Annotated in this window: 22 protein-coding genes and 1 pseudogene; 8 read left to right on the top strand and 15 right to left on the bottom strand. The window is 69.6% G+C overall.

What is annotated here, in order from left to right; genetic code table 11:
- Positions 1 to 144: 144 nt before the first annotated feature.
- Positions 145 to 897 (bottom strand): TetR/AcrR family transcriptional regulator, encoded by a 753-nt coding sequence (locus OG574_RS40015; protein ID WP_326777162.1) that lies wholly within the window; start codon positions 895 to 897, stop codon positions 145 to 147.
- A gap of 264 nt (positions 898 to 1,161) precedes the next feature.
- On the opposite strand from OG574_RS40015, the gene OG574_RS40010 reads away from it, so the two are divergent.
- Positions 1,162 to 1,644 (top strand): nitroreductase family deazaflavin-dependent oxidoreductase, encoded by a 483-nt coding sequence (locus OG574_RS40010; RefSeq protein ID WP_326777161.1) that lies wholly within the window; start codon positions 1,162 to 1,164, stop codon positions 1,642 to 1,644.
- Here OG574_RS40010 and OG574_RS40005 read toward each other — a convergent pair.
- Entirely contained in the window at positions 1,628 to 2,944 is a 1,317-nt protein-coding gene (locus OG574_RS40005) for a geranylgeranyl reductase family protein (protein WP_442816876.1), read from the bottom strand. The two genes, OG574_RS40010 and OG574_RS40005, sit on opposite strands and share 17 nt — an antisense overlap.
- A gap of 211 nt (positions 2,945 to 3,155) precedes the next feature.
- Here OG574_RS40005 and OG574_RS40000 point away from each other — a divergent pair, with 211 nt between their 5' ends.
- Both OG574_RS40000 and OG574_RS39995 read left to right on the top strand, forming a co-directional pair.
- On the top strand, positions 3,156 to 4,514 hold the full coding sequence (locus OG574_RS40000; RefSeq protein WP_326777160.1) for a dipeptidase: 1,359 nt from the start codon (positions 3,156 to 3,158) through the stop codon (positions 4,512 to 4,514).
- 96 nt (positions 4,515 to 4,610) lie between these two features.
- Complete coding sequence (locus tag OG574_RS39995) at positions 4,611 to 5,348, top strand: MBL fold metallo-hydrolase (protein ID WP_326777159.1); 738 nt, start codon at positions 4,611 to 4,613, stop codon at positions 5,346 to 5,348.
- 16 nt (positions 5,349 to 5,364) lie between these two features.
- Here OG574_RS39995 and OG574_RS39990 read toward each other — a convergent pair whose 3' ends face one another.
- Positions 5,365 to 6,405 (bottom strand): NUDIX hydrolase, encoded by a 1,041-nt coding sequence (locus tag OG574_RS39990; RefSeq protein WP_326777158.1) that lies wholly within the window; start codon positions 6,403 to 6,405, stop codon positions 5,365 to 5,367.
- A gap of 148 nt (positions 6,406 to 6,553) precedes the next feature.
- On the opposite strand from OG574_RS39990, the gene OG574_RS39985 reads away from it, so the two are divergent.
- Positions 6,554 to 6,784, top strand: coding sequence for a hypothetical protein (locus OG574_RS39985; protein ID WP_326777157.1), 231 nt, complete (start codon positions 6,554 to 6,556; stop codon positions 6,782 to 6,784).
- A 61-nt stretch (positions 6,785 to 6,845) separates the two neighbouring features.
- Positions 6,846 to 7,223 (top strand): anti-sigma factor antagonist, encoded by a 378-nt coding sequence (locus tag OG574_RS39980; RefSeq protein WP_326777156.1) that lies wholly within the window; start codon positions 6,846 to 6,848, stop codon positions 7,221 to 7,223.
- Between the two features lie 14 nt (positions 7,224 to 7,237).
- On the opposite strand, the gene OG574_RS39975 is transcribed toward OG574_RS39980, so the two are convergent.
- From OG574_RS39975 to OG574_RS39965, 3 genes are read right to left on the bottom strand one after another with little or no spacing between them, the layout of a single operon-like run.
- Positions 7,238 to 8,170, bottom strand: a complete 933-nt coding sequence (locus OG574_RS39975) for a carbohydrate ABC transporter permease (RefSeq protein WP_100598513.1) — start codon at positions 8,168 to 8,170, stop codon at positions 7,238 to 7,240.
- Positions 8,167 to 9,090, bottom strand: a complete 924-nt coding sequence (locus OG574_RS39970) for a carbohydrate ABC transporter permease (RefSeq protein ID WP_326777155.1) — start codon at positions 9,088 to 9,090, stop codon at positions 8,167 to 8,169. Before OG574_RS39970 ends, OG574_RS39975 begins: the two co-directional genes overlap by 4 nt.
- An 11-nt stretch (positions 9,091 to 9,101) precedes the next feature.
- Positions 9,102 to 10,370: an ABC transporter substrate-binding protein gene (locus tag OG574_RS39965; protein WP_326777154.1), complete on the bottom strand. Its 1,269-nt coding sequence runs from the start codon at positions 10,368 to 10,370 to the stop codon at positions 9,102 to 9,104.
- 267 nt (positions 10,371 to 10,637) lie between these two features.
- Here OG574_RS39965 and OG574_RS39960 point away from each other — a divergent pair, with 267 nt between their 5' ends.
- Complete coding sequence (locus OG574_RS39960; RefSeq protein WP_326777153.1) at positions 10,638 to 12,704, top strand: NPCBM/NEW2 domain-containing protein; 2,067 nt, start codon at positions 10,638 to 10,640, stop codon at positions 12,702 to 12,704.
- 69 nt (positions 12,705 to 12,773) lie between these two features.
- Here OG574_RS39960 and OG574_RS39955 read toward each other — a convergent pair whose 3' ends face one another.
- Positions 12,774 to 13,721 carry an ROK family protein gene (locus OG574_RS39955; protein WP_326777152.1) on the bottom strand — a complete coding sequence of 316 codons (948 nt, stop codon included), beginning with the start codon at positions 13,719 to 13,721 and terminating at the stop codon, positions 12,774 to 12,776.
- A 160-nt stretch (positions 13,722 to 13,881) separates the two neighbouring features.
- Between OG574_RS39955 and OG574_RS39950 the strand changes: the two genes are divergently transcribed.
- Positions 13,882 to 14,919, top strand: a complete 1,038-nt coding sequence (locus OG574_RS39950; protein ID WP_326777151.1) for a LacI family DNA-binding transcriptional regulator — start codon at positions 13,882 to 13,884, stop codon at positions 14,917 to 14,919.
- A 231-nt stretch (positions 14,920 to 15,150) separates the two neighbouring features.
- Here the strand turns inward: OG574_RS39950 and OG574_RS39945 are convergent, their stop codons facing one another.
- The 3 genes from OG574_RS39945 to OG574_RS39935 all read right to left on the bottom strand — a co-directional run bounded on the left by OG574_RS39945 (position 15,151) and on the right by OG574_RS39935 (position 19,505).
- Positions 15,151 to 16,416, bottom strand: a complete 1,266-nt coding sequence (locus OG574_RS39945) for an RNA-guided endonuclease InsQ/TnpB family protein (protein ID WP_442816875.1) — start codon at positions 16,414 to 16,416, stop codon at positions 15,151 to 15,153.
- Between the two features lie 114 nt (positions 16,417 to 16,530).
- Positions 16,531 to 17,703 (bottom strand): RNA-guided endonuclease InsQ/TnpB family protein, encoded by a 1,173-nt coding sequence (locus OG574_RS39940; RefSeq protein ID WP_326777149.1) that lies wholly within the window; start codon positions 17,701 to 17,703, stop codon positions 16,531 to 16,533.
- Between the two features lie 395 nt (positions 17,704 to 18,098).
- Positions 18,099 to 19,505: an IS1380 family transposase gene (locus OG574_RS39935; protein ID WP_326777148.1), complete on the bottom strand. Its 1,407-nt coding sequence runs from the start codon at positions 19,503 to 19,505 to the stop codon at positions 18,099 to 18,101.
- A 206-nt stretch (positions 19,506 to 19,711) separates the two neighbouring features.
- Between OG574_RS39935 and OG574_RS39930 the strand changes: the two are divergent.
- A pseudogene (locus OG574_RS39930) lies at positions 19,712 to 19,876 on the top strand (IS200/IS605 family transposase); the annotation flags it as partial.
- A gap of 125 nt (positions 19,877 to 20,001) precedes the next feature.
- On the opposite strand, the gene OG574_RS39925 reads toward OG574_RS39930, so the two are convergent.
- From OG574_RS39925 to OG574_RS39905, 5 genes are all read right to left on the bottom strand, one after another.
- Positions 20,002 to 21,294, bottom strand: a complete 1,293-nt coding sequence (locus tag OG574_RS39925; RefSeq protein ID WP_326777147.1) for a DUF6986 family protein — start codon at positions 21,292 to 21,294, stop codon at positions 20,002 to 20,004.
- Positions 21,295 to 21,461: 167 nt separating this feature from the next.
- Positions 21,462 to 22,424: an electron transfer flavoprotein subunit alpha/FixB family protein gene (locus OG574_RS39920; protein ID WP_326777146.1), complete on the bottom strand. Its 963-nt coding sequence runs from the start codon at positions 22,422 to 22,424 to the stop codon at positions 21,462 to 21,464.
- Between the two features lie 63 nt (positions 22,425 to 22,487).
- Complete coding sequence (locus tag OG574_RS39915; RefSeq protein ID WP_326777145.1) at positions 22,488 to 23,273, bottom strand: electron transfer flavoprotein subunit beta/FixA family protein; 786 nt, start codon at positions 23,271 to 23,273, stop codon at positions 22,488 to 22,490.
- 168 nt (positions 23,274 to 23,441) lie between these two features.
- Complete coding sequence (locus tag OG574_RS39910; protein ID WP_326777144.1) at positions 23,442 to 23,948, bottom strand: flavin reductase family protein; 507 nt, start codon at positions 23,946 to 23,948, stop codon at positions 23,442 to 23,444.
- Positions 23,949 to 24,158: 210 nt separating this feature from the next.
- Entirely contained in the window at positions 24,159 to 24,566 is a 408-nt protein-coding gene (locus OG574_RS39905) for a TlpA family protein disulfide reductase (protein WP_326777143.1), read from the bottom strand.
- Positions 24,567 to 24,579: the final 13 nt, after the last annotated feature.

Genomic DNA, 24,579 nt, shown 5'->3' with positions numbered 1-24,579 from the left:
GACCGCAACGCTAGACGCCGGACGCCGTCGCGGGCGTCAGCCGGGCGTGGTGATCACGCGTACTCCCCGGGGAGTACGCGACGCAGTTCGGGCGGCGTGCGTCATGCCCGGGGCAGCGACTTCCGCTCCCGGGCCGAGGGCATGTCACTCCCGGGGCAGCACCAGGCCCACGCCGTGGGCGAGCTGTGTCGCGGCGTGCGTGAAGAAGGCGGCACGGTCCTCCACGACCCGGTTGAACTGGCCGAACAGCTCGAAGCCGATCAGGCCGAACAGCTGCGCCCAGGCGGCCACGAGCGCGGCCACCGTCGCGGGCGGCAGGTCGGGGGCCAGGTCGGCGCCGAGCCGCTCGGCCTCGGGCCGCAGCTCCTCGGGGAGCGGCGGCTCGGCGATCCCGCGGCCCTGGTGGGCGTCGCGGACGATGCTGAAGAACAGCAGCCCGACGCGCGACGCGGCCGGGACGGTTGTCATCGGCGCGCTGTATCCGGGTACGGGCGAGCCGAAGATGAGCGCGTACTCGTGCGGGTGGGCCAGCGCCCAGGCGCGGACGGCTTCGCTGACGGCGACCCAGCGGCGCACGGGTGCGATCGCCTCGGTCCTGCTGTCGGAGGTCTTCGCCTTGTCGCTGCTCTTCGCCGCCTTCTTGAGCAGGGCGGCGTCCGCCTGCTCGGCCGCCTCACCGACGGAGTCGTACGCGTCGATGATGAGCGCCGTCAGGAGGTCGTCGCGGCTGGGGAAGTAGCGGTAGAGCGCCGAGGAGACCATGCCCAGCTCGCGGGCGACGGCGCGCAGGGACAGCTTGGCGGCGCCCTCGGCCGCGAGCTGTCTGCGGGCCTCGTCCTTGATGGCGGCGGTGACTTCTTCCCGTGCCCTGGCCCTGGCTCCTCGTGCGGTGCTCATACGGGCAGTGTCCCACGCTTTCGGAGCAGTGCACACGTTCCGGATCGATGCACGCGTTATGGATCGGTGCACTCATTTGGGAGCAGTGCACTCAGTGGCGAGCGGCGCACTCTGCCGCGGCGACCAGAAAAGAGAGCACCGCTCTTGCTTTGGATCGCCGATCTCGTGCACACTGATCTCAAGCGAGAGCAGTGCTCTCGCAGCCGAGATCGAGACCGACTCCAGCGGCGCCCCTGTCGCGCCACCCACACCCAGGAGAACCCCATGACCGCGAACGCCCAGTCCGGCTCGTCCTCCTCCCCCAGCCCCTACTACCTGAAGGGCAGCCGCCTGAACGTCCGACTGAACGGCGTGATCGGCTGGCTCGCGCGCCACGGCGTCAGCCTGATGGGGTCCGCCGAGCTCTCCGTACGCGGCCGCAAGAGCGGTCAGATGCAGCGCATCCCGGTCAACCCGCACACGTACAAGGACGCGCAGTACATCGTCTCGGCCCGCGGGCACTCCCAGTGGGTGCGCAACATGCGCGTCGCCGGGGCCGGCGAGCTGCGCGTCGGGCGCAAGGTCCGTACGTTCACCGCGACCGAGGTGCCCGACAGCGAGAAGCTGCCGATCCTGCGCAGCTACCTGGAGAAGTGGGGCTGGGAGGTCAACCAGTACTTCCAGGGCGTCACTGCCAAGTCGACCGACGAGGAGCTGACCGCGGCCGCGCCGGACCACCCGGTCTTCCTCATCACGATCGAGAAGTAGCCTCCGGATCGTCGACCGTCGGCACGGCCGACGGATCAGCCGAGGACGCGGCCGCGGATGCCGGCCGGTCCAGACGGCTCAGGACGCGACCCGCCATCGGATACGTCCTGACGATCTCGCCCAGCGTCGTCGATCCGCGGGTGATGCGGGCGAACGCCTTCCACGCGGGCCGGAACCCGGTGATCGCCGCGTGCAGCACGCCGGGCCTGCGCTCGAAGACGGTCAGCATCCGCCTGCCGACGCTCATCTCGACACCGAGCCCCGCCTTGACAGCGAACGCGTAGTTCAGAGCCTGCCGGCGCGCGTCCACCGCGTCGTGCGCCTCGGAGACGCGGACGGCCCACTCCCCCGCGAGACGACCCGACCGCAGCGCGAACGAGATGCCCTCGCGGGTCCACGGTTCGAGGAGACCCGCCGCGTCACCACACACGAGTACGCGACCGCGCGACAGCGGTGAGTCGTCTGCACGGCAGCGCGTCAGATGGCCGGAGGAGACCGACGGTTCGAAGCCGGCGAGGCCGAGCCGGGCGATGAAGTCCTCCAGGTACCGCTTCGTGGCGGCGCCCTCGCCCCGCGCCGAGATCACGCCGACGGTCAGGGTGTCCCCCTTGGGGAAGACCCAGCCGTAACTCCCGGGCATCGGGCCCCAGTCGATGAGGACGCGGCCCTTCCAGTCCTCGGCGACCGTCTCGGGAACGGGGATCTCCGCCTCCAGACCCAGATCGACCTGGTCGAGCTTCACCCCGACATGAGCCCCTATGCGACTGGCACTGCCGTCCGCCCCGACGACGGCACGCGCCAGGATGGCCTCGCCGTCCTGGAGGATCACGGCGACCGTGCGCCGGTCGGGCACGGCCGAGCCGTGCTGCTCCACCCGCGAGACCGTCGTCCCGGTGCGCAGCTCGGCGCCCGCCTTCTCGGCGTGCTCGACGAGCTGGTGGTCGAAGTCGGCGCGGTTCACCAGGCCGAAGAGCATGTGGCGGGAGCGCCGGGTGCGGGTGAACTTCCCGTCGAGGGAGAACGTCACCGCGTCGATCCGGTCCCGGAACGGCAGCTCGAATCCCGGCGGCAGCGCGTCCCTGGAAGGACCGATGATGCCGCCGCCGCACGTCTTGTACCGGGGCAGTTCCGCTTTCTCCAGAAGGAGGACGCTGCGTCCGGCGACCGCTGCCGCGTAGGCGGCCGAGGCGCCGGCGGGACCGGCGCCCACCACGACGACGTCCCACACCTGCCCGCCGTCACCGGCGTCCGCCGCGTGCTCGCCCGTTCCGTTGCCGTCCGCCGAGTTCTCGCTGCTCACGATGGTCTACTGCTCCCGATCCAGCCGCCTGCCGCACCTTTCCCAGGCATCCTACGGCGGTGTCCCGCCAACCCCTTGTGGCAGGATCGGCACCGCATGCCCTGTGCACGAAACGCTCACGCACACCAGCCGACGGCGGACCCGCACGGACGCGTGCGAAAGCCGCATACGTACACACACGTGCAACGTCGCACCTACGAGGAGCGTTCCCATGTCACCGAATCCGATCGCCGAGACCGTCGCCTCGCTCATGCCCGGGGCCCGGACCGAGCTCGCCGAACTGGTGGCGTTCAAGTCGGTGGCGGACTTCGACCAGTTCCCGAAGAGCGAGAGCGAGGGCGCCGCGAACTGGGTGGCGGACGCGCTGCGCGCCGAGGGCTTCCAGGACGTCGCGCTGCTCGACACCCCGGACGGGACGCAGTCGGTGTACGGCTTCCTGCCGGGCCCCGAGGGCGCGCCGACCGTTCTCCTGTACGCGCACTACGACGTGCAGCCTCCGCTGGACGAGTCGGCGTGGGTCACGCCGCCGTTCGAGCTGACGGAGCGTGAGGACGGCCGCTGGTACGGGCGCGGCGCCGCGGACTGCAAGGGCGGCGTCCTGATGCACCTGCTCGCCGTGCGCGCGCTCAAGGCCAACGGCGGTGTCCCGGTGAACGTCAAGGTGATCGCCGAGGGTTCCGAGGAGCAGGGCACGGGCGGTCTCGAGCGGTACGCCGAGCAGCACCCGGAGCTGCTGAAGGCGGACACGATCGTCATCGGTGACGCCGGAAACTTCCGGGTCGGGCTGCCGACTGCCACGTCGACGCTGCGCGGCATGACGCTCGTCCGCGTCCAGGTCGACACCCTCGGGGGCAACCTGCACTCGGGCCAGTTCGGCGGCGCGGCCCCGGACGCGCTCGCGGCGCTGGTGCGTGTCCTCGACTCGCTGCGCGCGGAGGACGGCTCGACGACGGTCGACGGTCTCGCGGGCGACGCCGCGTGGGACGGCCTCCAGTACGACGAGGGCCAGTTCCGCAAGGACGCCAAGGTCATCGACGGTGTCGAGCTGATCGGTTCGGGCACGGTCGCCGACCGCATCTGGGCCCGCCCCGCCGTCACCGTCCTCGGTATCGACTGCCCGCCGGTCGTCGGCGCGACGCCGTCCGTGCAGGCCGGGGCGCGCGCCCTGATCAGCCTGCGGGTGCCGCCGGGCATTGACGCCGTGGAGGCGACGAAGCTCCTCGTCGCGCACATCGAGTCGCACACCCCGTGGGGCGCCCGCGTCCAGGTCGAGCAGATCGGGCAGGGCCAGGCGTTCCGCGCGAACACCGGCAGCCCGGCGTACGCGGCGATGACGGAGGCGATGAGCGTCGCGTACGACGGTCAGGAGATGCAGTACGCGGGCCAGGGCGGCTCGATCCCGCTGTGCAACACGCTCGCGTCGCTGTACCCGGAGGCGGAGATCCTGCTGATCGGCCTGAGCGAGCCCGAGGCGCAGATCCACGCGGTGAACGAGAGCGTGTCGCCGCAGGAGCTGGAGCGGCTCTCGGTCGCCGAGGCGCTGTTCCTCCAGAAGTACGCCGCGATCTGACTCTCGTAAAAGCCGTCGTCTTCGCCCCGGGCGGAACTCTTCTGCCCGGGGCGTAGCCATGTCCCCCGGACAGCTGCGCGTCCCTACGGTCGGCGTATGAGTGTCTACGGCATCACCGATGTGATCGAGGTCGTCCCGCGGCTGCACCTGTTGCGCTTCCCGGTGGGGCAGGCCTATCTGTGGGACGACGGGGGCGAGTTGACGCTGGTGGACGCGGGGGCCGCCGGCGCCGGGACGGCGATCGCCGGCGCCGTACGCGCGCTCGGCCACCATCCGCGCGAGGTGCGCCGGATCGTCCTGACCCATTTCCACGAGGATCACGCGGGCGGCGCGGGCGAGTTCGCGGCGCTCAGCGGGGCGGACGTGTGGGCGCACCCGCTCGACGCGCCGTTCGTACGCGGTGAACGGCCGGGCCCCGCCCCGGAGTTCGAGGAGTGGGAGCGACCGCTGTACGCACAGGCGCAGAAGCTGCTGCCGCCACCGCCGACGAATCCTGTACTACCGCGTGAGGTGAGGGAGTTGGCGGACGGTGACGTGCTCGACTTCGGCGGTGGCGCCCGCGTCGTCGCGGTACCCGGGCACACGGACGGCAGTATCGCGCTCCATCTGCCGCACCACGGCGTGCTGTTCACCGGTGACGCCGTGGCCGCGTCCCCGCTGGACGGGCAGGTCATATTGGGCGTGTTCAACCTCGACCGCGCGCGGTCCGTCGAGTCCTTCCGCACCCTGGCCTCGCTCGACTCGGACGTGGCGTGCTTCGGGCACGGCGACCCGGTGACGGGCGGGTCGGCGGGGGCCCTGCGTGCGGCGGTCACGCGCCTCGACGCCGCGTAGGCATCCCCGTACGGCGTCAGCCCACCGGCACTCCCGCCTCCAGGTAGAGGGCGGCGCCGCGCTCGCGGGCCCGTAGCGCCCAGCGCAGGCGCTCGTACCGGACGGGAGGCATGAGTCCGGCAGCCTCCTGTTCGGTGACGAACCGCCAGCCGCGCAGCTCCGGGCCCGGAAGGATCACGCGGCGGGCCTCGGCGCCTTCGAGGCGCCCGCCGTCGAAGAGCAGCCGCAAGCCGCCGTACGCGGGAGGTGCGGGCGCCTCCCAGTCCACGACGAGCAGGCCGGGCAGCACGGGGAGCTGGATCCCGGTCTCCTCGGCGACCTCCCGTACACCGGCCCTGGCGGGGGCCTCTCCGGGTTCCACGACACCGCCGGGGAACTCCCAGCCGGCCTTGTACGTGGGGTCGACGAGCAGCACACGGTCGTCCTCGTCGAAGAGGAGTACGCCCGCGGCGACGGTCTCACCGGTGGGCTCGGGCGTCTGGACAATGTCGCACGGCTCGACGGCGCCGGTGCGCACGGCCTCGGCGATGCGCTCGGCCGCTCCGTACGCGCTGAGCGCGCTGGTGTCGACGGGGTGGGCGTCGGCGGTGAGCCAGGTGGCCAGCGCCGTGCGGTACGCCTCGATGTGGTCGTAGGACCACTGGCGGACGCGCAGCTCGCCGTCGCGTGTCTCGGGCGGTATCTCGCGCCGGGCTATTCGCTCGCGCAGGATCGTTTCGGCTGGGGCGAGGAGCACATGGCGTACGGGGATCCTGCGGGCGGCGAGACCGCCGAAGATCTCGTCGCGGTACTCCTGCCTGAGCAGCGTCGCCGGGACGACGAGGACGCCGCCCACCTCGGCGAGCAGCGCGGCGGCAGTGTCGACGACGAGCCGCCGCCAGATGCGCAGGTCCTGGATGTCGGTCACCTCGGCCAGCTGCTTGGCGGGCAGCAGCTGCGCGAGTTCCCCGCCGATCGCGTCGGGGTCGAAGAGCGTGCTGTTCGGGATCAGCTCGATCAGTTCCCGTGCGGTGGTGGTCTTCCCCGCACCGAAAGCACCGTTGATCCAGACGATCACGGTTCCCCCTCCTCCGTCGGCCCCCTGAGGCTTGCCCGCAACAGCGTGCGGCGGAAACCAGCACCTGATGGGGGCGCGCCTCGCGTACGCCTCGCGCACGTCACCGAGGTCCGCGAACCAGCCGCGGGGGCCGCTTAGGATCCGCTCCGTGGACCTTCCCGAAGAGTTGATTCGCTTGCAGCACGACGCCGATGACAAGGGCCGCACCCTGGAGCACCTCGATGATGTGGAGCGTCAGGCGCAGCGGGATGCCTGGTTCGAGGCGGCGGCCAAGGTCGAGGCCGCGGTCACGGCGTACGCGCAGGAACAGGGCCTGAACCGGCACGACGTGGCGAAGGCCCTGCGCCAGGCCGCCCGCCGGCCGCACTCCCAGAGCTGACTCCGGAAGGTGTACGGGAGTGCTCCCCCCTTGACATGTGTCCGCGCGGCCGGGGGGATCCATGCGACAGAGTGAACAGCGTCGCGGCGACACGGGCGCGCCCCCGGCGCCCCCCGTGGTCTACGAGACCGGTGACTGCGTCGTCGTCGAACTGCGCGGCGATGTCGACATCGTGACGCTCCAGGACTCCGTCGCCCTGCTCGAGACGGTGGCGGCGGGCCCGGCCCTCACCGTGGTGATCGATCTGACCCGCACGACGTTCTTCGACTGCTCGGGCCTCACCCTCCTCCTGCGCACCCGCCGCCGCGTGGAGTCCCGCGGCGGCCGCCTGAGGGTGGTCTGCAACCAGCCGCTGACGCTACGCCTGCTGGAGGTGACGGGCCTGCTGCCGCTCTTCGCCCCGGCCCCGACCGTCGAGGCGGCGGTACGGCAGGACTAGAGCGGCCCGCCCGGCTACCCCTTGCTCGACCCCAACGTGAGTCCCGCGATGAAGTGCCTCTGCAGGAGCAGGAACACCAGGATCGTGGGGAGCGCCACCAGGACCGAACCGGCGGCCAGCAAGTTGTAGTCGGTGAAGAATTGGCCGCGGAGGTTGTTGAGGGACGACGTGATCGGGAGTTTGTCGGGGTTCGAGATGAAGATCAGGGCCCAGAGGAAGTCGTTGTACACCCAGGTGAATTCGAGCGTGCCGAGCGCCGCGAGAGCCGGGCGGCACAGTGGCAGCGTGATGCGCCAGAACTGTGTCCACAGTCCCGCGCCGTCGACGATCGCCGCCTCGAGGATTTCCTGGGGAAGCGTCCGCATGAAGTTCGCCAGGACGAAGACACAGAATCCCAGCTGGAATCCGATGTTGACGATGATCACGGCCCAGTACGAGTCGTACATCGTCAGCGAGTCCGACATCCACCACGGCAGCGGAATCTTCAGGAAGAGAACATACAGCGGGGTGACGAGAACCTGGGGTGGCAGCAGGTTTCCCGCCGTGAAGAACATCAGGAGCACAATTCCGCCGCGCACCTTGATGCGCGACACCGCGAAGGCGACGAAGGAGGCGAGAAAGAGTGTGATCAGGACGGCCGGGACGGCGATGATCAGGGTGTTCTTGAAGTACTCGCCCATCCCCGAGTCGCTGAAGGCCTCACGGTAATAGTCGAAGGACAGGTGCTCGGGCAGCGAGAAGTAGCCGTGCTGCGCCGTCTCCTCGTACGGCCGCAACGAGGCGTAGACCGCGAGCAGGAGGGGCGCGAGGAACGCCAGCGAGACGGCCATGAGGAAGATGTGCACCCCGAACCGGCCGCGCCGGCGTGGGTGTTCACCGCGCCGGTCGCCGCCGGCCAGGGAGCGGCCCCGGGCGGCGGGGGAGGTCGTACGGATGTCGGCGGTCATCGGTCGCGCGCACCTCGCAGCTCTTGGACCAGGAACGTCACGATGAATCCCAGGGAGACCGTGAGGAGGACGACCGCGATGGCCGAGCCGAAGCCGATGCGGCTGGCCTCGCCGATGACGTTGTCCGTGATGAGGACGGACAGCAGTTCCAGGCCGTTGCGGCCCTTGTTCACGGCGTAGACGATGTCGAAGGCGCGCAGCGACTCGATGACGGTGATGACGCCGACGATGACATTGACGGGGCGCAGGGTCGGGAAGACGACGCGGAAAAAGGTCTGGCGGGCGTTCGCGCCGTCGATCGCTGCGGCTTCTTTCAGTGTCGGGTCGACGGATTTGAGGCCGGCGAGATAGAGGATCATCACGTATCCGGTGTGCCGCCAGCTCGCGGCCAGCATCATCATCCAGATGTTGATGTCCGAGTCGCCCAGCCAGTCGATCGGGTTCTCGTGGTTGTTGAGAACGGTGTTGACGACGCCCTGGTCGGTGCCGAGGACGAGCTGCGCCATGAATCCGACGACGGCGAGTGAGAGCACGACCGGCATATAGAGAGTCGACTGGTAGAAGCGGCTGAAGCGCACGCCCCGGTCGATCACTACGGCGAGGAGGAGGCCGAAGGGCGTGGCGATCAGGCCGAGAAAGGCGAGCCACAGGAGGTTGTGGCGCACGGCCGGCCAGAACGGCGGATAGTTGTCGACGAGGTTCTGGTAGTTCTTTCCGCCGACCCAGTGGATGTCGCCGATGCCGTCCCACGACGTGAAGGACAGTCCGATGGAGGCGAGCGTGGGGCCCCAGATGATGACGATGTCGAGCAGTACGGGTATTCCCAGGAGCACGACGAGAACGACGAGGTCACGGCGGGTGAACCGCCGCGACCTCCGCCGCCCTGCGCGCCGCGCGGTGTTCAGCGCCACGGAACGCATTCCCCCACTACTCAGCTGACGGCGGACGAGAAGATTTCCTTCTTCTGCCGCTCGATCCGGTTGACGAGGCCGTCGACGTCGTTCGGATTTCCGATGAAGTCCTGAAGCGCCTTGATCATCACGGTCTGCGCGAAGTCGGGCCGGGTGTCGCGGTCCATGAACTGCGATATCTGCTTGGCACCGGAGACGAGTTCGGCGGACTTCTTCTGCAGCGGGGTGTACTTGGAGGTGTCGGCGCCGTCGTTCACGGCGACATTGTTCGGGTCGCCCGCGAGATAGATGTCCTCGGCCCCGGGAGTACCGAGGTATTTGAGGAGCGCCTTGCCCGCGTCGACGTTCTTGGCCTTCTTCGCGATCAGGAAGCCGTCGATGGGGGCCTCTACCGCGTCCTGCCCGTACTGGGGGTCGATCTCCGGGAACGCGAAGAAGTCGATGTCCGCGCGTTCGTTCTCCGGGAACTGCTGGCCCGGGTGCGGCATTCCGAAGACGGCCATGCCGGTCTGGCGCTTCTGCAGGCCCTGAGCGGCTTCCTCCCAGGTCCGGCCGAGCGCGCCCTTCTGGTAGTACGGCATGAGTTCGCGCCAGAGGTCGAACACCTTCTTGACCTTGGTGTCGGTCCAGGCTTCCGTGCCCGCCATGAGGCCCTTGTGGAAGTCGTATCCGTTCAGGCGCATGTTGATGTAGTCGAAGGTGCCCATCGCGGGCCAGCCGTCCTTGTCGCAGAACGCGACCGGGGTGCCGTCCTTGTGCATCTGCTTCGCCAGGGCGATGAAGTCGTCCCAGTTCTTGGGCTGTTCGTAGCCCTTCTTGTCGAAGAGGCTCTTCCGGTGGAAAACGGCCCACGGATAGTAGTAGTACGGCACGAAGTACTGCTTGCCGTCGTGCGTGGACTGGTCCTTGAGCGCCTGCGAGAAGCCCTTGAAGCCCTTCCAGACGTCGTCGACGTCCGTCAGGAGGCCCTTCTCGGCGAAGTACTGCATGCGGTAGCCGGCGAACCACATGAAGACATCGTCCGGGGTGCCCTGGAGATAGCGCGTGATGTTCGTCTGGAACTCGTTGTGATCCGTGGTGTTGACGTCGACCTTCTTGCCGGACTTCTTCTCGTACGCCGTGAAGGCCGCCGCGAACGCCTTCTTCGGCACGGCGTCCGACGAGTTGGACCCCACGGTGACGGTCTTCTTGTCGCCGCCCGGGCCGTCCCCGCACGCCGTGAGCAGTGCCGGAAGCGTGAGCGCACCGGCGCCCACCGCCGCGCCCCGCAGGAGACCCCGACGGGACATCCGATGTCCTGTCGCGCTCCCGGGCGCGCCAGAACCGTAGAACGATGACTGTGCCATGTCCCCCTCCTGGGGCCGCAACCCAACACAACCGAACGCGAGGGTTGGATCCCACTCCCAACTCCCGAGATCGTCAAGGGTTCTGACGGGACATCGGGCAACCGTTACCGCATCTCTTCCAACAGAGTCCAACACGGCCTACCGTAAACGCGCGCCACTGACGCGAACATGACGTCACCCCACCTTTCGCGAGTACGGAGGAACGTAACGATGCGTCACCTTCCCACCCGCACCTCTCGCACCACCCGCCGAAGAGTCGTCGGAGCGTTGGCCACCGGGCTGCTGTGTGCCGCGGGCGTCACGGCGCCGGCCGCGGTCGCCGACCCGCCGAAAGCCGGCGCGGCCGGCTCGCAGAGCACAAGCGTGCAGAAGGCCTCGCCCACGCTCGACGACGGGCTCGCGCTGACCCCTCCCATGGGCTTCAACAACTGGAACTCCACGCACTGCCGCGCCGAGTTCAACGAGGCGATGGTCAAGGGCATTGCCGACATCTTCGTGGACAAGGGCCTCAAGGCCGCGGGCTACCAGTACGTCAACCTCGACGACTGCTGGGCCCTGCCGCAGCGCGACGCGAACGGCAAGCTCGTGCCGGACCCGGTGCGCTTCCCGGGCGGCATCAAGGCCGTCGCCGACTACGTCCACTCCAAGGGCCTCAAGCTCGGCATCTACACGAGCGCGGGCACCAAGACGTGCAGCGACATCGGCTTCCCCGGCGGCCTCGGTCACGAGTACAGCGACGCCCAGCAGTTCGCCGACTGGGGCGTCGACTACCTCAAGTACGACAACTGCAACAACCAGGGCGTCGACGCCAAGCAGCGCTACCGCACGATGCGTGACGCCCTGAAGGCCACGGGACGGCCCATCGTCTACAGCCTCTGCGAATGGGGATCCAACAAGCCGTGGGAGTGGGCGGCCGACGTCGGCCATCTGTGGCGCACCACCGGTGACATCAGTGACAGCTGGGGCTCGATGCTCTCCCTGATGAAGCAGAATCTGCCGCTCGCGCAGTACGCGGGGCCCGGGCACTGGAACGACCCCGACATGCTCGAGGTCGGCAACGGCGGCATGACCGCGACCGAGTACCGCACGCACTTCTCGATGTGGTCGATCATGGCCTCACCGCTGCTCATCGGCACCGACCTGCGCAAGGCCTCCGCCGAGACCCTCGACATCCTCAGCAACCGCGAAGTCATCGCGGTCGACCAGGACCCGCTGGGCAAGCAGGGCACGGTGCTCTCCTCCGAGGGCGGGCGCTGGGTCGTCTCCAAGGAGATGAAGGACGGCAGCCGCGTCGTCGCCCTCTTCAACGAGTCGGGCAACGCACAGCGGATCGCGACCTCGGCCGCGGCGGCCGGACTGCCGCACGCGAGCGCCTACACGCTGCGCGATCTGTGGCAGCACAAGAGCTACAACACGGCCGGGGCCATCTCGGCGACCGTTCCCGCGCACGGAACCGTACTGGTACGGGTGGCCGCCGACCGCAAGTGGGCCGCGAACCCGCCCGCCGTCGAACTCGGCCTGAGCGGCGCGCCGTTCGTCGAGGCGGGCAAGGCCGCCCGCCTCACGACGTCGGTCACCGACCTCGGCCGCACGCCCGCACGCCAGGTGTCCGTCGCACTGGACGGGCCCGCAGGGTGGAGCGTCAGGCCGACCTCGCCGACCGGCGCCGGATCCGTACCGACGGGCAAGGCGCTCACCACGTCATGGACCGTGACCGCGCCGGCGGGGACCGCGACGGGGGCGTACGACCTGTCCCTCAAGGCCACGTACCGCTCGCCGGGCGGGGTGCGCGCCCAGAGCGCGCTGCCGCTGACCGCGCACGTGGTGGTCGCTCCGCCGGCCGGAGCCTCGTCCCTCGGCGATCTGCCGTGGCTGTCCACGACGAACGGGTACGGGCCCGTCGAGCGCAACACCAGCAACGGGGAGAGCGACGCGGGTGACGGGCATCCGATCACCATCGGCGGCGTCGTGTACGGGAAGGGGCTCGGCGTGCACGCGGACAGCGCCGTCGAGTACTACACGGGCGGCTCGTGCGAGCGCGTCACCGCGAGTGTGGGCGTCGACGACGAGAAGGGCACGAAGGGCACGGTGACGTTCGAGATCTGGGCCGACGGCAAGAAGGTGGCATCGACCGGCACCCTCACGAACGCGGACGCGGCGGAGCAGCTGTCGGCCGACGTGGGCGGGGCCCAGGCGGTACGCCTCGTGGTGACGGACGCCGGCGACGGCGTGGACTCCGATCACGCGGACTGGGGGGACGCGACGCTGTCCTGCTGACGCGTCAGGGGGCGGTGTCGGGGCAGAGCTTCCTGCCCCGACACCGCCCCTTCGAACTCAGGTGACGCGTCAGAGTGCCGACACGTCCCGGTCGCGCGTGAGCGCAGCCGCTGCCGCTCCGACGAGGCCCGCGTCCGTGCCCATGCGGGCCGGGGCCACCGTGAGGCGCTGCACGAACGACAGCGTCGCGTAGTCACGCAGCGAGCGGCGCAGGGGCGCGAAGAGGACTTCTCCCGCCTTCGCCACTCCGCCGCCGATCACCGCGATGTCGATCTCCACGAGCGTGGCCGTCGCGGCGATGCCCGCGGCCAGCGCCTGGGCGGCGCGTTCGAACGAGGCCATGGCCACCTTGTCGCCCGCGCGCGCGGCCGCCGCCACCGCCGCGGCCGACACGTCGCCGTCCGCGCCGGGACGCCAGCCGCTGTCCAGCGCGCGGCGCGCGATGTTCGGCCCGCTCGCGATCCGCTCCACGCAGCCGCGCGCCCCGCACGGGCACGAGTCCCCGTCCAGATCCACGCTGATGTGGCCGATGTGGCCCGCGTTGCCCGTGGGGCCCGGGTGCAGCTTGCCGCCGAGGATCAGGCCGCCGCCGACGCCGGTGGAGACGACCATGCACAGCGCGTTGTCATGGCCTTGCGCCGCGCCCTGCCAGTGCTCGGCGGCCGTCATGGCCACGCCGTCGCCGACCAGATCGACGGGCAGGCCACCGGTGACCGCGCGGACCCGGTCCACGAGCGGGAAGTCGCGCCAGCCCGGCACGTTGACGGGGCTCACCGTGCCGGTGGAGGCGTCCACCGGACCCGCGCTCCCGATGCCCACGGCCCGCGCCCGCACCCACAGCGGCGCGGCGGTCAGCTCGCGCAGTACGTCCTCGACGGCCCGCATCACCGTGTCCCCGTGCTCCTTGGCCGGAGTCGGCCGCTGCGCGCGCAGCAGGATGCGGCCGTGGTCGTCCACCAGGGCCCCGGCGATCTTGGTGCCGCCGATGTCGAGCGCGGCGACGAGGTCGGTCTGCATCAGTGTGAGGTCCCCTGGTGAAATGGCAGGTCGGAGAATACGGTAGATAGTCTCTCCCGCATCTGACAACGTTGTCCAGGGCCTATGCTCGACGCCACATCCCCATACAGCATGATGAACCCCCTGGAACCGCAGCGACGACAGGACAGGACAGCCCACCGTGGACCGCACCGCCCGCCGCCCCGACAGCCGTTACGGCAACCGCCCGACCATGAAGGACGTCGCGGCGCGCGCCGGGGTGGGGCTCAAGACGGTGTCCCGCGTCGTGAACGGCGAGCCGGGAGTCACCCCCGACACCGAGCGCCGCGTCCAGGAGGCCATCGAGGCCCTGGGCTTCCGCCGCAACGACAGCGCGCGCGTCCTGCGCAAGGGCAGGACCGCGAGTATCGGCCTGGTGCTCGAAGACCTGGCCGACCCGTTCTACGGGCCCCTGAGCCGCGCCGTCGAAGAGGTCGCCCGCGCCCATGGCGCGCTGCTCATCAACGGGTCGAGCGCCGAGGACCCGGAGCGCGAGCAGGAACTCGTCCTCGCGCTCTGCGCACGCCGGGTGGACGGGCTCGTGGTGATCCCGGCCGGTGACGACCACCGCTATCTCGAGCCCGAGATCGCAGCCGGTGTCGCGACCGTGTTCGTCGACCGTCCTGCCGGGAAGATCGACGCGGACGTGGTCCTGTCCGACAGCTTCGGGGGCGCCCGTGACGGCGTCGCGCATCTGATCGCGCACGGCCACCGCCGTATCGGCTTCATCGGTGACCAGCCGCGCATCCACACCGCCGCCGAGCGTCTGCGCGGCTACCGGGCCGCGATGGAGGACGCCGGGACAGTCGTCGAGGACGCGTGGATGTCGCTCGGTGTGACCGATCCGGAGCGGGTGCGGCGCGCCGCGGAGGAGATGCTCGCGGGGCCCGAGCCGGTCACGGCGATCTTCGCGGGCAACAACCGTGTGACGGTCACCGTCGTCCGCGTCCTTTCGGAGGTGACGCGCCCGGTGGCGCTGGTCGGCTTCGACGACATCGAGCTGGGCGATCTGCTGCGCCCGGGCGTGACCGTCGTCGCGCAGGACGCCGCACAGCTGGGCCGCACGGCCGCCGAGCGGCTCTTCCGGCAGCTCGACGGGCTGTCGGTGGCGCCGGAGCGGATCGAGCTGCCGACCCGGCTGATCACGCGCGGCTCGGGCGAACTGCCCCCGGCCGACTGACAGTTGAGGCCTCGGGCGGCTCGGCGGACGGTCAGCAGACAGGGAGCCCGGGGAGCGGCGCGTTGTTGTCGCCGCCCTTGAGGTAGACGTCGCTGACGAAGACGTTCGTATTGCCGCTGTCGTCGTCCGTCTTCGCCCACCAGACGTTCGTCCACTGCCCGTACGTCTCGCGGCAGCCCAGATTCTGCTGACATTGAAGTTCTCTCCCAGATGAGTCCAGGAGATTCCTGCCTACCTTGCGGTGGCGGGTTTGACGCCGTTGGCAGCGCGCCTGACGACTGCCCTCCCGGCAGCCGGGACGAGCGGGTGGCCCGTCCGGTATCGGTGAAGCACGGTGCGGGCGGCGTTGGTGTCGGCGTTGCCTTCCCAGCCGCACGCGGAGTTGTTGCACACGAACTCGGCCTGGTTCCTGCGGCTGCCGGGAGTGACCGTGTGGCACCTATGGCATTCCTGCGAGGTACCCGGGGCAAGAACCTCGGCCAGGATGCCGCCCCGGTGGGCGACCTTGTACGCCAGGAGCTGGACGGTTCGCCCCCACGCCTCGCCGAGAATGGAGCGGTTCAGACCGGCCTTCTGCGCGACCTGACTGCCGGGCGCCTCGACGGTGCCCTTGGCGGACCGGGTCATGTTCGTAATGTGCAGTGCTTCGACCACCACCGTGCCGTACACCTCGGCGATGGAGGTGGTGGTCTTGTGCTGCCAGTCCTCGCGCCGACGCTTGGCTGTCGCGCGGATACGAGCGATCTGGTCGTACGTCTGCTGCAGGCGGCGGCTGGCGCGCTCGCCCTTCTTGCGGTACGCCTTACGGCGCGCAGCCCGCCGCTCGTGGTGCAGCAGCCGCTCTTCTTCCCCCTTGCTGAGCCAGGGTGCGTGCTCGATGTTCTCGCCATCGGACAGGGCGAGCGGGACGGCGATCCCGGCGTCGATGCCGACCTCCGGCCCGGAGTGCGGGACAGAGGCTGGGGCCAGGGTGGTGATGCGGAAGGCGATGTGCCAGCCCAGCGTGTCCTTGACCAGCCGGGCACCGGTGATCCGATGGTCCTTGCCGACGTGCTTGCCGACGGGCAGATCCTTGGTCCAGCGGAAACGGATGCGGCCCAACTTGGGGATGTTGACCATGCCCCAGCGCCGGTGCACCCGCACCACGTGCAGGTCGCGGCCCTGCGGAATGTCAAGGCTCATCCGGGTTCGGAAGCGGGCCTTGAACTCCGGCGCCTGCGCCCGGCCCTCCCAGCAGTTCTTCCAGGCCTGGAAGTAGGTCTTCAGCACCGCCTGGGCGGCCTGCGCGGGCAGCACACCGAGCCAGTCCAAGTCTTTGCGGCCCTGACGGATGACCGCATCGGCTACCGCGAGGCTCCGCTTGGCCTTGGGCAGCATCAGCCACCAGTCGTGCAGAAGATTCCACGTGGCACGGGCCGCATGCCCCTGAGCGTCCAGGACCGCCGCCTGGGCAGCGGCGAGCACAAGCCGGGCACGATGCCCGAACTGCCGCTTCACCAGCCTTTGTTGGGCACCCTGACGACTCATAGGGGTCAACTACCCGGTCGTGAAACGACCGGGCTTGCTGCTCGAGTCATCACTGGCTGTGATGGGTTCGGCTGCGTCCAGGACTCACGCTATGAGGGTGAGTTCAGGGGCCGTTGACTGAGCCCCGCAGACCCACACGTACCACCCGCGGTGGGCGATGTTGTGGGACGCGTTGTAGTCCGCGTGCTCAACGAAGCCGCAGGACCTGCACGCGAACCGGGCCTGGGAGGGCCGGTTCGCGCGTGCGATGTGATGACACTGCGAGCATTCCTGGCTGGTGTAGGCCGGGTCGACGTAGACGACCGGCACCCCGGCCCGCTTCGCCTTGTAGGCGATGAACGAGCCGAGCTGGGCGAAGGGCCAGGAGTGGAGCGTGGTGCGTTGGGGCTTTCTCAGCCGTGCCCGCTCGCGGATGCCCGTGAGTGTCTCCAGGGCGATCCCGCGACCGGTGCGTTCAGCCTCCGCCACGATCCGCTTGCTGATCTTGTGGTTGATGTCCTTGGCGCGCCGGGCTTCCTTGCCCGCATGCCTCTTCGCCCGCCGCTTGGCGGACTTGGTCTGCTTCTTCTGCAGCTTGGAACGCAGCTTGCGATCCCGTTCCCGCTTGCGGTTGACGCGGCGACCGCAGTGTCGGGCCCCGTCGGAGGTGACCGCGATGTTCACGATCCCCAGGTCCACCCCGAGGAACCCGACCGGCTGGGTGTTCGGGGCGGCTTCGGCGATCTCGCACGTCGCGATCAAGAACCACTTCCCGCCCTGGCACACCAGGTCGGACTCACCCTTGCGGTGCGCAGCCAGCACCTCCAACTGCTCGGCCTGCCCGGTGAACGCCACGCCCTTCAGCCGGCCCGCGGTGGTCCAGATCGACACCGTGCGTGCCTGGTGCTGCCAGGACAGCATCCGGTCGTCGTACGGCTGAGCCGCCTGGGGCCGGAAGACGACCGGCTTGCCCGAGGCGCGGGCGTGCCGCCTGGAACCGGGCCGCCCGTACCGGCCGTTACGCAGGTTCGCCTTCAAGGTGGTGTAGGCATCGCAGGTCTTCTTGATCGCATGCTGGGCGGCCTGCGCGCCAAGCCCCCACCGCTCCCGGACCTCGGCATAGGTGTGCTTGCGCAGCTCCAGCGGACGTCGCGCCTCGTTCTCGAACGCGACGGACGCGGCCCACGTGGCGGCCTCGTTGCAAGCGTTCAGGGTCGCCTCAAGTGCCGCCGCCTGTACGGGCGTCGGCAGCAGCTTCACCCGCACCACCAGCTTCACTGCAGCGAACCTATACACCTGGACGAAGACCCACCACACGTTCGGCCCCGCCCCACCCGAACGAGCGACACCCACCCCGCCCCTGACCGCGCACACCGCCGTGGCCCGGCTCCGCCGGAACGCCTCCCGGCCGCTCCGCGGCCGTGATGGCCTGCGGCACGTCACGGCGACGCTCCGCGTCGCACCCCGTGGATGCGATTCCTCCCGGGCGTGAACGCCCGGGGCTCCTCGCAAGAATCCGCTGAAACACTAGCCTCGCCGTTTCAGTTGAGGTTGCTGACTGGCTGTGCGGGGTCGTTTGGAGCGGTGTCGGTCGGCGGGCATGGTGAAGGCCCGGCGCGGTGGGCCGGGTTCTCCAAGGTCCTTCGGGTCGTGGGTGATCAGAGGGCGGTCGCTCAGGTGGCGGGGCGAGGCAGGGCGGCCAGGCGGTGGAATGCGGCCGTGAGTTCATGTCTCCAGGGCCAGGTCGCCGATATCCGCAAGCGCAGGCGGCGGCCGCCGCGGGTGATCCGGGCGGCGACGTGCAGGATTCGGTAGCGCAGTTTCTTGGGTTCGGCAGCGGCGAGTTCGCCGTCCAGCAGGAGGACGCGGGTCCAGGTGAGGAGGTCGATCGCCGCGAGGCTGAGTTCAAGCCATGCGGCGTTGACTGGGAAGTGGCGGGAGGGGAAGCGGCCGAAGCCGGTGGTTTTGCCGCACCGGATGTGGTCCTCGACGGTGGCATGCCCGCGGTGGCGGACCTCCAGGAACTGGGCGGAGCCGCCGCTGGCGAACGGGGTGTCGGTGAGGAAGACCTGATGCCGCAGGCCCTCGTCCTGGTCGAACAGGGACAGTTGGGCTCCGGGGTGCGGTCGCTCGCGGCGCACGATGATGCGGGTGCCGTCCGGATAGCCGGCAAGGTCGACCGTGCCGGTCAGCTCGGCGACCGCGGCGCCGGCACGCAGCGTCCCGTCCTGGTCCAGAGCGGGGTGCCAGACCTGCTCGGGCAGGGCCCTGATCGCGCGGCGGACTGGCTCGGTGACCGCGTGTCCGACCGAGAAGAAGGTGCGGATTCCTCGGGTCCGCATGTTCCGGACGTGGGCAAGGAAGGCTTTCGCCGATCCGGCGCTGTCGGTGCGGACGAGGATGTCGGTGCCATGCCGTTGGGCGTCGGGGATCTGAGCAAGAGCGTCGTCCAGCACCGCGATGTGATCGGCGGCGGTGTTGGCTCCGGCGTTACCGGGCCGAAGGCGCCCGGACATGGCCTCGCCTGTGTTGGCCAGGAAACACACCAGAGGGTGGAAGCCGAAGCCGCCCTTATAGGTGGGTGCGGCCGCCTCTTTCTCGGAGTGGCAGGTCACCAGCGTGGCGTCGATGTCCAGGACCAGGCCGGGCAGTTCCCTCCCGCCGGCCTTCACGGCCGGTATTGCGCAGCGGGTCTCGGCGGCCTGCAGCCAGGCAACCTCTCGTGCCAGGGCGCGGGCCGCTCGCAGCCGAGCGAGCCCGGTCTCGTCGATGTCGGCGAGCAGTCGCCAGGCAGTCGGTGTCGAGGCGACCGAGCCGAACACCTCGCCCTGGTCCCGCAGCACGGCCAGATCCGTGATGGCTTCCCCGCCATCAGCGAGCATCACCGCGAGATCGGTGGCGATCCGGCCCGGGGCGTGGCCAGTGCCGCGTCGCCGAAGTGGCCCCAACGCAGTGGAGTACGCGCTGGTCAGTCCGGTGGCATCGGCAAGATCAGCCAACAACCGTGCCCCGGCGTGACCAACCACCCCGGCACCGTCAGCAGAGACATGAAGCTTGGGACGCGAACCGATACCCTGCACGCAGAAAGTGCCTTCCGCCTGGACCGACAGAACCCCTCGACAAGGTTCATCGTCCCAGCTCAGAAGGCACTTTCGCGTTACCGCACAGAAACCCGACCTCACACCAAGTGAAACGGCGAGGCTAGTCTTGTTTTATGTCACCTTGCCGGACGCCGAACAAGGATGTCAGAACCGGTCGCCGCGCTGTCTGAAACTTTCAAGTCCATTTGATTCTTGTCACCAAATACTCTCGCGGAGTGTTCACTCAGGTGATGCTGGACCGGTGCGAGGAGATCATGCGGGAGGTCTGCGCGGACTTCGAGGCCGAACTGCGCTGGATCAACCGCGAACCCGACCACGGCCACCTACTCGTCCACTACCCGCCCAAGATCGGCCGGCGTCGAAGATTCCCCCGAAGACACCGCTGCCCCGTCCCTGTGACGCCTGTTCAAGTGGCGTACAGACTACGGGGCAGCGGTGACGGGACCGGATACGCGTTACGGGACCGGGACGACCGTCACCGTTCCTGCGCGGTCAGGTCGCCGCGGCGCGGGCCCGCGAATCCCTGGAGGCGGGCCAGCGTGAGGCCCGTGATGCGGGTGACCTCGCCCGTGTCGAGGGCGCCGCAGTCCAGGCCGCGCAGCAGATAGCCGGCGAGCGCCTTGGCGGTGGCTGGCTCGTCCGCGACGTCGCCGCCCTCGTGGTGACCGGCGTAGGCGGCCAGGCGCGCGGCGGCCGACTCGAAGCCCTCGCGGTAGAAGGCGAAGACCGCGGCGTAGCGGGTCGGGATGTGGCCCGGGTGCATGTCCCAGCCCTGGTAGTAGGCCCGGGCCAGGGCGCGGCGGGTGAGGCCGTAGTGCAGGCGCCAGGCGTCGTGGACCTTCGCGGTCGTGCCGACGGGCAGGACGTTGGTGGAGCCGTCCGAGACGCGGACACCGGTACCGGCGGCGGCCACCTGCATGACGGCCTTCGCGTAGTCGGCGGCCGGGTGGTCGCTGGCCTGGTAGGCGGCGCTGACGCCGAGGCAGGCGCTGTAGTCGAAGGTGCCGTAGTGCAGTCCGGTCGCGCGGCCCTCGGCGGCGTCGATCATGCGGGCGACGGCGGCGGTGCCGTCGGCGGCGAGGATGGACTGGCTGGTCTCGATCTGGATCTCGAAGCCGAGGCGTCCGGCCTCGAGACCGTGCGCCTTCTCGAAGGCCTCCAGAAGCCGGACCATGGCGGTGACTTGCTCCGGGTACGTGACCTTGGGGAGCGTGAGGACGAGCCCGTCGGGGAGGCCGCCCGCCTCCATGAGGCTGGACAGGAAGATGTCGAGGGTGCGGATGCCCCGGTCGCGTACCGGCGCCTCCATGCACTTCATGCGGATGCCCATGTACGGAGCGGCGGTGCCGTTCTTGTACGCCTCGGCGACCAGCCGGGCCGCGCGGGCGGCGTCCTGGTCTTCGTCGGCGCCCTTGTAGCCGTCCTCGAAGTCGATGCGTAGGTCCTCGACCGGCTCGCGCTCCAGCTTGGCGCGCACGCGTGTGTGGACCGCCTCGGCGAGGTCGTCGCCCAGGCCGAGAACGGAGGCGAAGGAGGCGGCGTCCGGGGCGTGTTCGTCGAGCATCGCCAGGGCCTTGTCGCCCCAGGTGCGAATGGTGTCGGCGTCGAACTGCTCACCGGGGACGTACACGGTGTGGACGGGCTGCCGGGTGCCGGGGTCTCCGGGGTAGCGGCGCTCCAGCTCCGCGTCCACGGGGGCGAGGGAAGCGCTGATGCCCTCGCTGACCGCACCGGCGAGGCTCGTTGCCACCTTCTCTTGCTGACCCATTCCTGCACCCTCCACACTCTCGACGTTCCAGAGTTTCCGCTTCACGGAATCAACAATCCGTATAGCGAAGTTATCTGCGCTCGCCACCTGCGTCAATGGTCCCTCGTACGCGAACGGGGCCGCGCGGTGAAGATCACCACGCGGCCCCGTTACCGGCCCGGAGAAGCTCAGCCCTTGCGGGTCTTGATTTCCTCGGTGAGCTGGGGGACGACGTCGAAGAGGTCGCCGACGACGCCGTAGTCGACGAGGTCGAAGATCGGGGCTTCGGCGTCCTTGTTGACCGCGACGATGGTCTTCGAGGTCTGCATGCCGGCCCGGTGCTGGATCGCGCCGGAGATGCCGTTGGCGATGTAGAGCTGCGGGGAGACACTCTTGCCGGTCTGGCCGACCTGGTTGGAGTGCGGGTACCAGCCCGCGTCGACCGCGGCGCGGGAAGCGCCGACCGCCGCGCCGAGGGAGTCGGCGAGGGCCTCGATGATCGCGAAGTTCTCGGCGCCGTTGACGCCACGTCCGCCGGAGACCACGATCGCGGCCTCGGTCAGGTCGGGACGCCCGGTCGACTCACGCGCCGTGCGCGCGGTGACCTTCGTGCCCCTGGCCTGGTCGGAGAACGACACGTCCAGCGTCTCGACCGCACCGGCGGCCGGGGCGGACTCGACCGGGGCACTGTTGGGCTTGACGGTGATGACCGGGGTGCCCTTGGCCACCCGGGTGGTGGTGGTGAAGGAGGCGGCGAACGCCGACTGGGTGGCGACCGGACCCGAGTCACCGGCCGTCAGGTCGGTGGCGTCGGTGATGACACCCGACCCGATCCGTACCGCCAGACGCGCCGCGATCTCCTTGCCCTCCGCCGAGGACGGCACCAACACGGCGGCCGGGGACACCGCGTTGTAGGCGGCCTGCAGCGCATCCACCTTCGGCACGACCAGATAGTCGGCGTACTCGGACGCGTCGTGCGTCAGGACGCGGGTCGCGCCGTGTTCGGCGAGGGTCGCGGCGGTGTCGGCGGCGCCGGCACCGATCGCCAGCGCGACGGGCTCGCCCAGACGGCGGGCCAGGGTCAGCAGTTCAAGGGTGGGCTTGCGGACGGCACCGTCCACGTGATCGACGTAGACCAGAACTTCAGCCATGGAACTTCTTCTCTCCTGCGTGCGAAAGATGAGGACAGAGCGGGTGATGCGAGCAGGCGGGACTCAGATGAACTTCTGGCCCGCGAGGAACTCGGCGAGCTGCTTGCCGCCCTCGCCCTCGTCCTTGACGATCGTGCCCGCACTGCGCGCCGGACGCTCAGCCGCGGAATCGACCGTCGTCCAGGCACCCTCCAGGCCCACTTCCTCGGCCTCGATGTCCAGATCGGACAGGTCCCAGGAGGTGACCGGCTTCTTCTTCGCCGCCATGATCCCCTTGAACGAGGGGTAACGCGCCTCGCCCGACTGGTCGGTCACCGACACCACCGCCGGCAGGGACGCCTCCACCTGCTCCGAGGCGGTGTCGCCGTCACGGCGCCCCTTGACCACACCGTCCTCGACCGACACCTGCGACAACAGCGTCACCTGCGGCACACCCAGACGCTCCGCCAGCAGCGCCGGCACCACACCCGCCGTGCCGTCCGTGGACGCCATACCGGAGACCACCAGATCGAAGCCGGCCTTCTCGATCGCCTTCGCCAGCACCAGCGACGTGCCCACGATGTCCGTGCCGTGCAGATCGTCGTCCTCGACATGGATCGCCTTGTCCGCGCCCATCGACAACGCCTTGCGCAACGCGTCCTTCGCGTCCTCCGGACCCACCGTCAACACGGTGATCTCCGCATCGTCCGCCTCGTCCGCGATCTGCAACGCCTGCTCGACCGCGTACTCGTCCAGCTCCGACAGCAGCCCGTCCACATCATCACGGTCCACCGTCAGGTCATCAGCGAAATGCCGGTCCCCCGTCGCATCCGGCACATACTTCACGGTGACAACGATCCTCAAGCTCACGCCGGCTCTCCTACTGCAATCGTCTTTACTGGGCGGCCTTGCTCCCTGCAGGCAGCATAGGCGTCCGAAGCGGACTCTCCCGGTCGGGGCGGCCCGCGCCCCGAACGAAATATTACTCGCCAGTACACCCAGGATTCGCCCGCTAAGCAAGCGCTTTGAACTGTGATCCTAGTCGCGCAGACCGTTGAAGCGGCCCTGGTGGTAGACGAGCGGCCGGCCGGTCCCCGCGGGGTCTCCGGTGACGGCCTCGGCGAGCACGATGCGGTGGTCACCGGCGGGCACGCGTGCGATCACGCGGCACACCAGCCAGGCCAGGACGCCTTCGAGTACGGGCACGCCCTCCGGGCCCTCGTACCAGCGCGTGGGGTCCCCGAAGCGGTCGGCTCCGCTCTTCGCGAACGTGGCGGCCAGATCCTGCTGGTGCTCGCCGAGTATGTGCACGCCGATGTGTCCGGCCTCGGAGACGACGGGCCAACTGGAGGCGCCCAGGCCGATACCGAACGAGATGACGGGGGGTTCGGCCGACACGGACGTCAGGGAGGTGGCGGTGAAGCCCACGGGGGCGGCGCCGCGGGCGGTGATCACGGCGACTCCGGCCGCGTGCCGGCGGAAGACCGAGCGCAGCAGGTCGGGCGATGCGGTCGTGGCGGTGCGGAGATCGGGCGTGGCCGTCATGGAGTTGTCCTTCTGCCGGAGGGGTGCGAGCGGGGTCCGTGGCTGCTCAGGAGCCGGGACAGCGCGCACTCGCGCAGCGGGCGAGGTCCACATGGACACGCTCGAAGAGAAGGGGTTCCGTGGGCATACTGTCAGGCTGACGATAGGTGGTGCGTGCAGTCAAGTGCGTCCCGCCATCTGGGAGAAGCGTCACGACGAGGTCACCACCCGTCAGACCGCCTCCCCGAGCGCGGCGATGACGTCGGCCTTGCGCGGCTGGCCCGAGGCGCGGCGCACGATGTGTCCGGCCGCGTCGAGGACGAGCACGGTGGGCGTCTTGAGGACGCCGAGTTCCCGTACGAGGTCGAGCCGCTCCTCGGCGTCGATCTCCACATGGGCCACGCCGGGAACCATTTCGGCCACTTCGCCGAGCACGCGCCGGGTGGCCCGGCACGGGGCGCAGAAGGCGCTGGAGAACTGTACGAGCGTGGCCCGCTCCCCCAGTGCCTCCCCCAACTGCGCCGCTCCGAGCGCCGCTTCGCCCTGCCGCACCTTCATCCTCCCGCTCCGCCGCCGTTGCATCAGCCCGAAGGCGCTCGCCACGGCGAGCACGGCCACACACACCACAAGTCCGGTCATCGTTCCAGTGCAG

It is taken from the genome of Streptomyces sp. NBC_01445, assembly GCF_035918235.1.
Lineage (GTDB): Bacteria > Actinomycetota > Actinomycetes > Streptomycetales > Streptomycetaceae > Streptomyces.
The sequence above is the reverse complement of the archived record's forward strand: the minus strand, read 5'-3'. Positions and strand labels throughout refer to the sequence as shown.

Bases quoted from the DNA above. Each gene is read 5' to 3' on its own strand.
- OG574_RS40015 (WP_326777162.1), bottom strand. From the start codon at position 897: ATGAGCACCGCACGAGGAGCCAGGGCCAGGGCACGGGAAGAAGTCACC.
- OG574_RS39920 (WP_326777146.1), bottom strand. From the start codon at position 22,424: ATGGCTGAAGTTCTGGTCTACGTCGATCACGTGGACGGTGCCGTCCGC.
- OG574_RS39965 (WP_326777154.1), bottom strand. From the start codon at position 10,370: ATGTCCCGTCGGGGTCTCCTGCGGGGCGCGGCGGTGGGCGCCGGTGCG.
- OG574_RS40000 (WP_326777160.1), top strand. From the start codon at position 3,156: ATGTCACCGAATCCGATCGCCGAGACCGTCGCCTCGCTCATGCCCGGG.
- OG574_RS39925 (WP_326777147.1), bottom strand. From the start codon at position 21,294: ATGGGTCAGCAAGAGAAGGTGGCAACGAGCCTCGCCGGTGCGGTCAGC.
- OG574_RS39975 (WP_100598513.1), bottom strand. From the start codon at position 8,170: ATGACCGCCGACATCCGTACGACCTCCCCCGCCGCCCGGGGCCGCTCC.
- OG574_RS39995 (WP_326777159.1), top strand. From the start codon at position 4,611: ATGAGTGTCTACGGCATCACCGATGTGATCGAGGTCGTCCCGCGGCTG.
- OG574_RS39980 (WP_326777156.1), top strand. From the start codon at position 6,846: ATGCGACAGAGTGAACAGCGTCGCGGCGACACGGGCGCGCCCCCGGCG.
- OG574_RS40010 (WP_326777161.1), top strand. From the start codon at position 1,162: ATGACCGCGAACGCCCAGTCCGGCTCGTCCTCCTCCCCCAGCCCCTAC.
- OG574_RS39905 (WP_326777143.1), bottom strand. From the start codon at position 24,566: ATGACCGGACTTGTGGTGTGTGTGGCCGTGCTCGCCGTGGCGAGCGCC.
- OG574_RS39910 (WP_326777144.1), bottom strand. From the start codon at position 23,948: ATGACGGCCACGCCCGATCTCCGCACCGCCACGACCGCATCGCCCGAC.
- OG574_RS39955 (WP_326777152.1), bottom strand. From the start codon at position 13,721: ATGCAGACCGACCTCGTCGCCGCGCTCGACATCGGCGGCACCAAGATC.
- OG574_RS39970 (WP_326777155.1), bottom strand. From the start codon at position 9,090: ATGCGTTCCGTGGCGCTGAACACCGCGCGGCGCGCAGGGCGGCGGAGG.
- OG574_RS39960 (WP_326777153.1), top strand. From the start codon at position 10,638: ATGCGTCACCTTCCCACCCGCACCTCTCGCACCACCCGCCGAAGAGTC.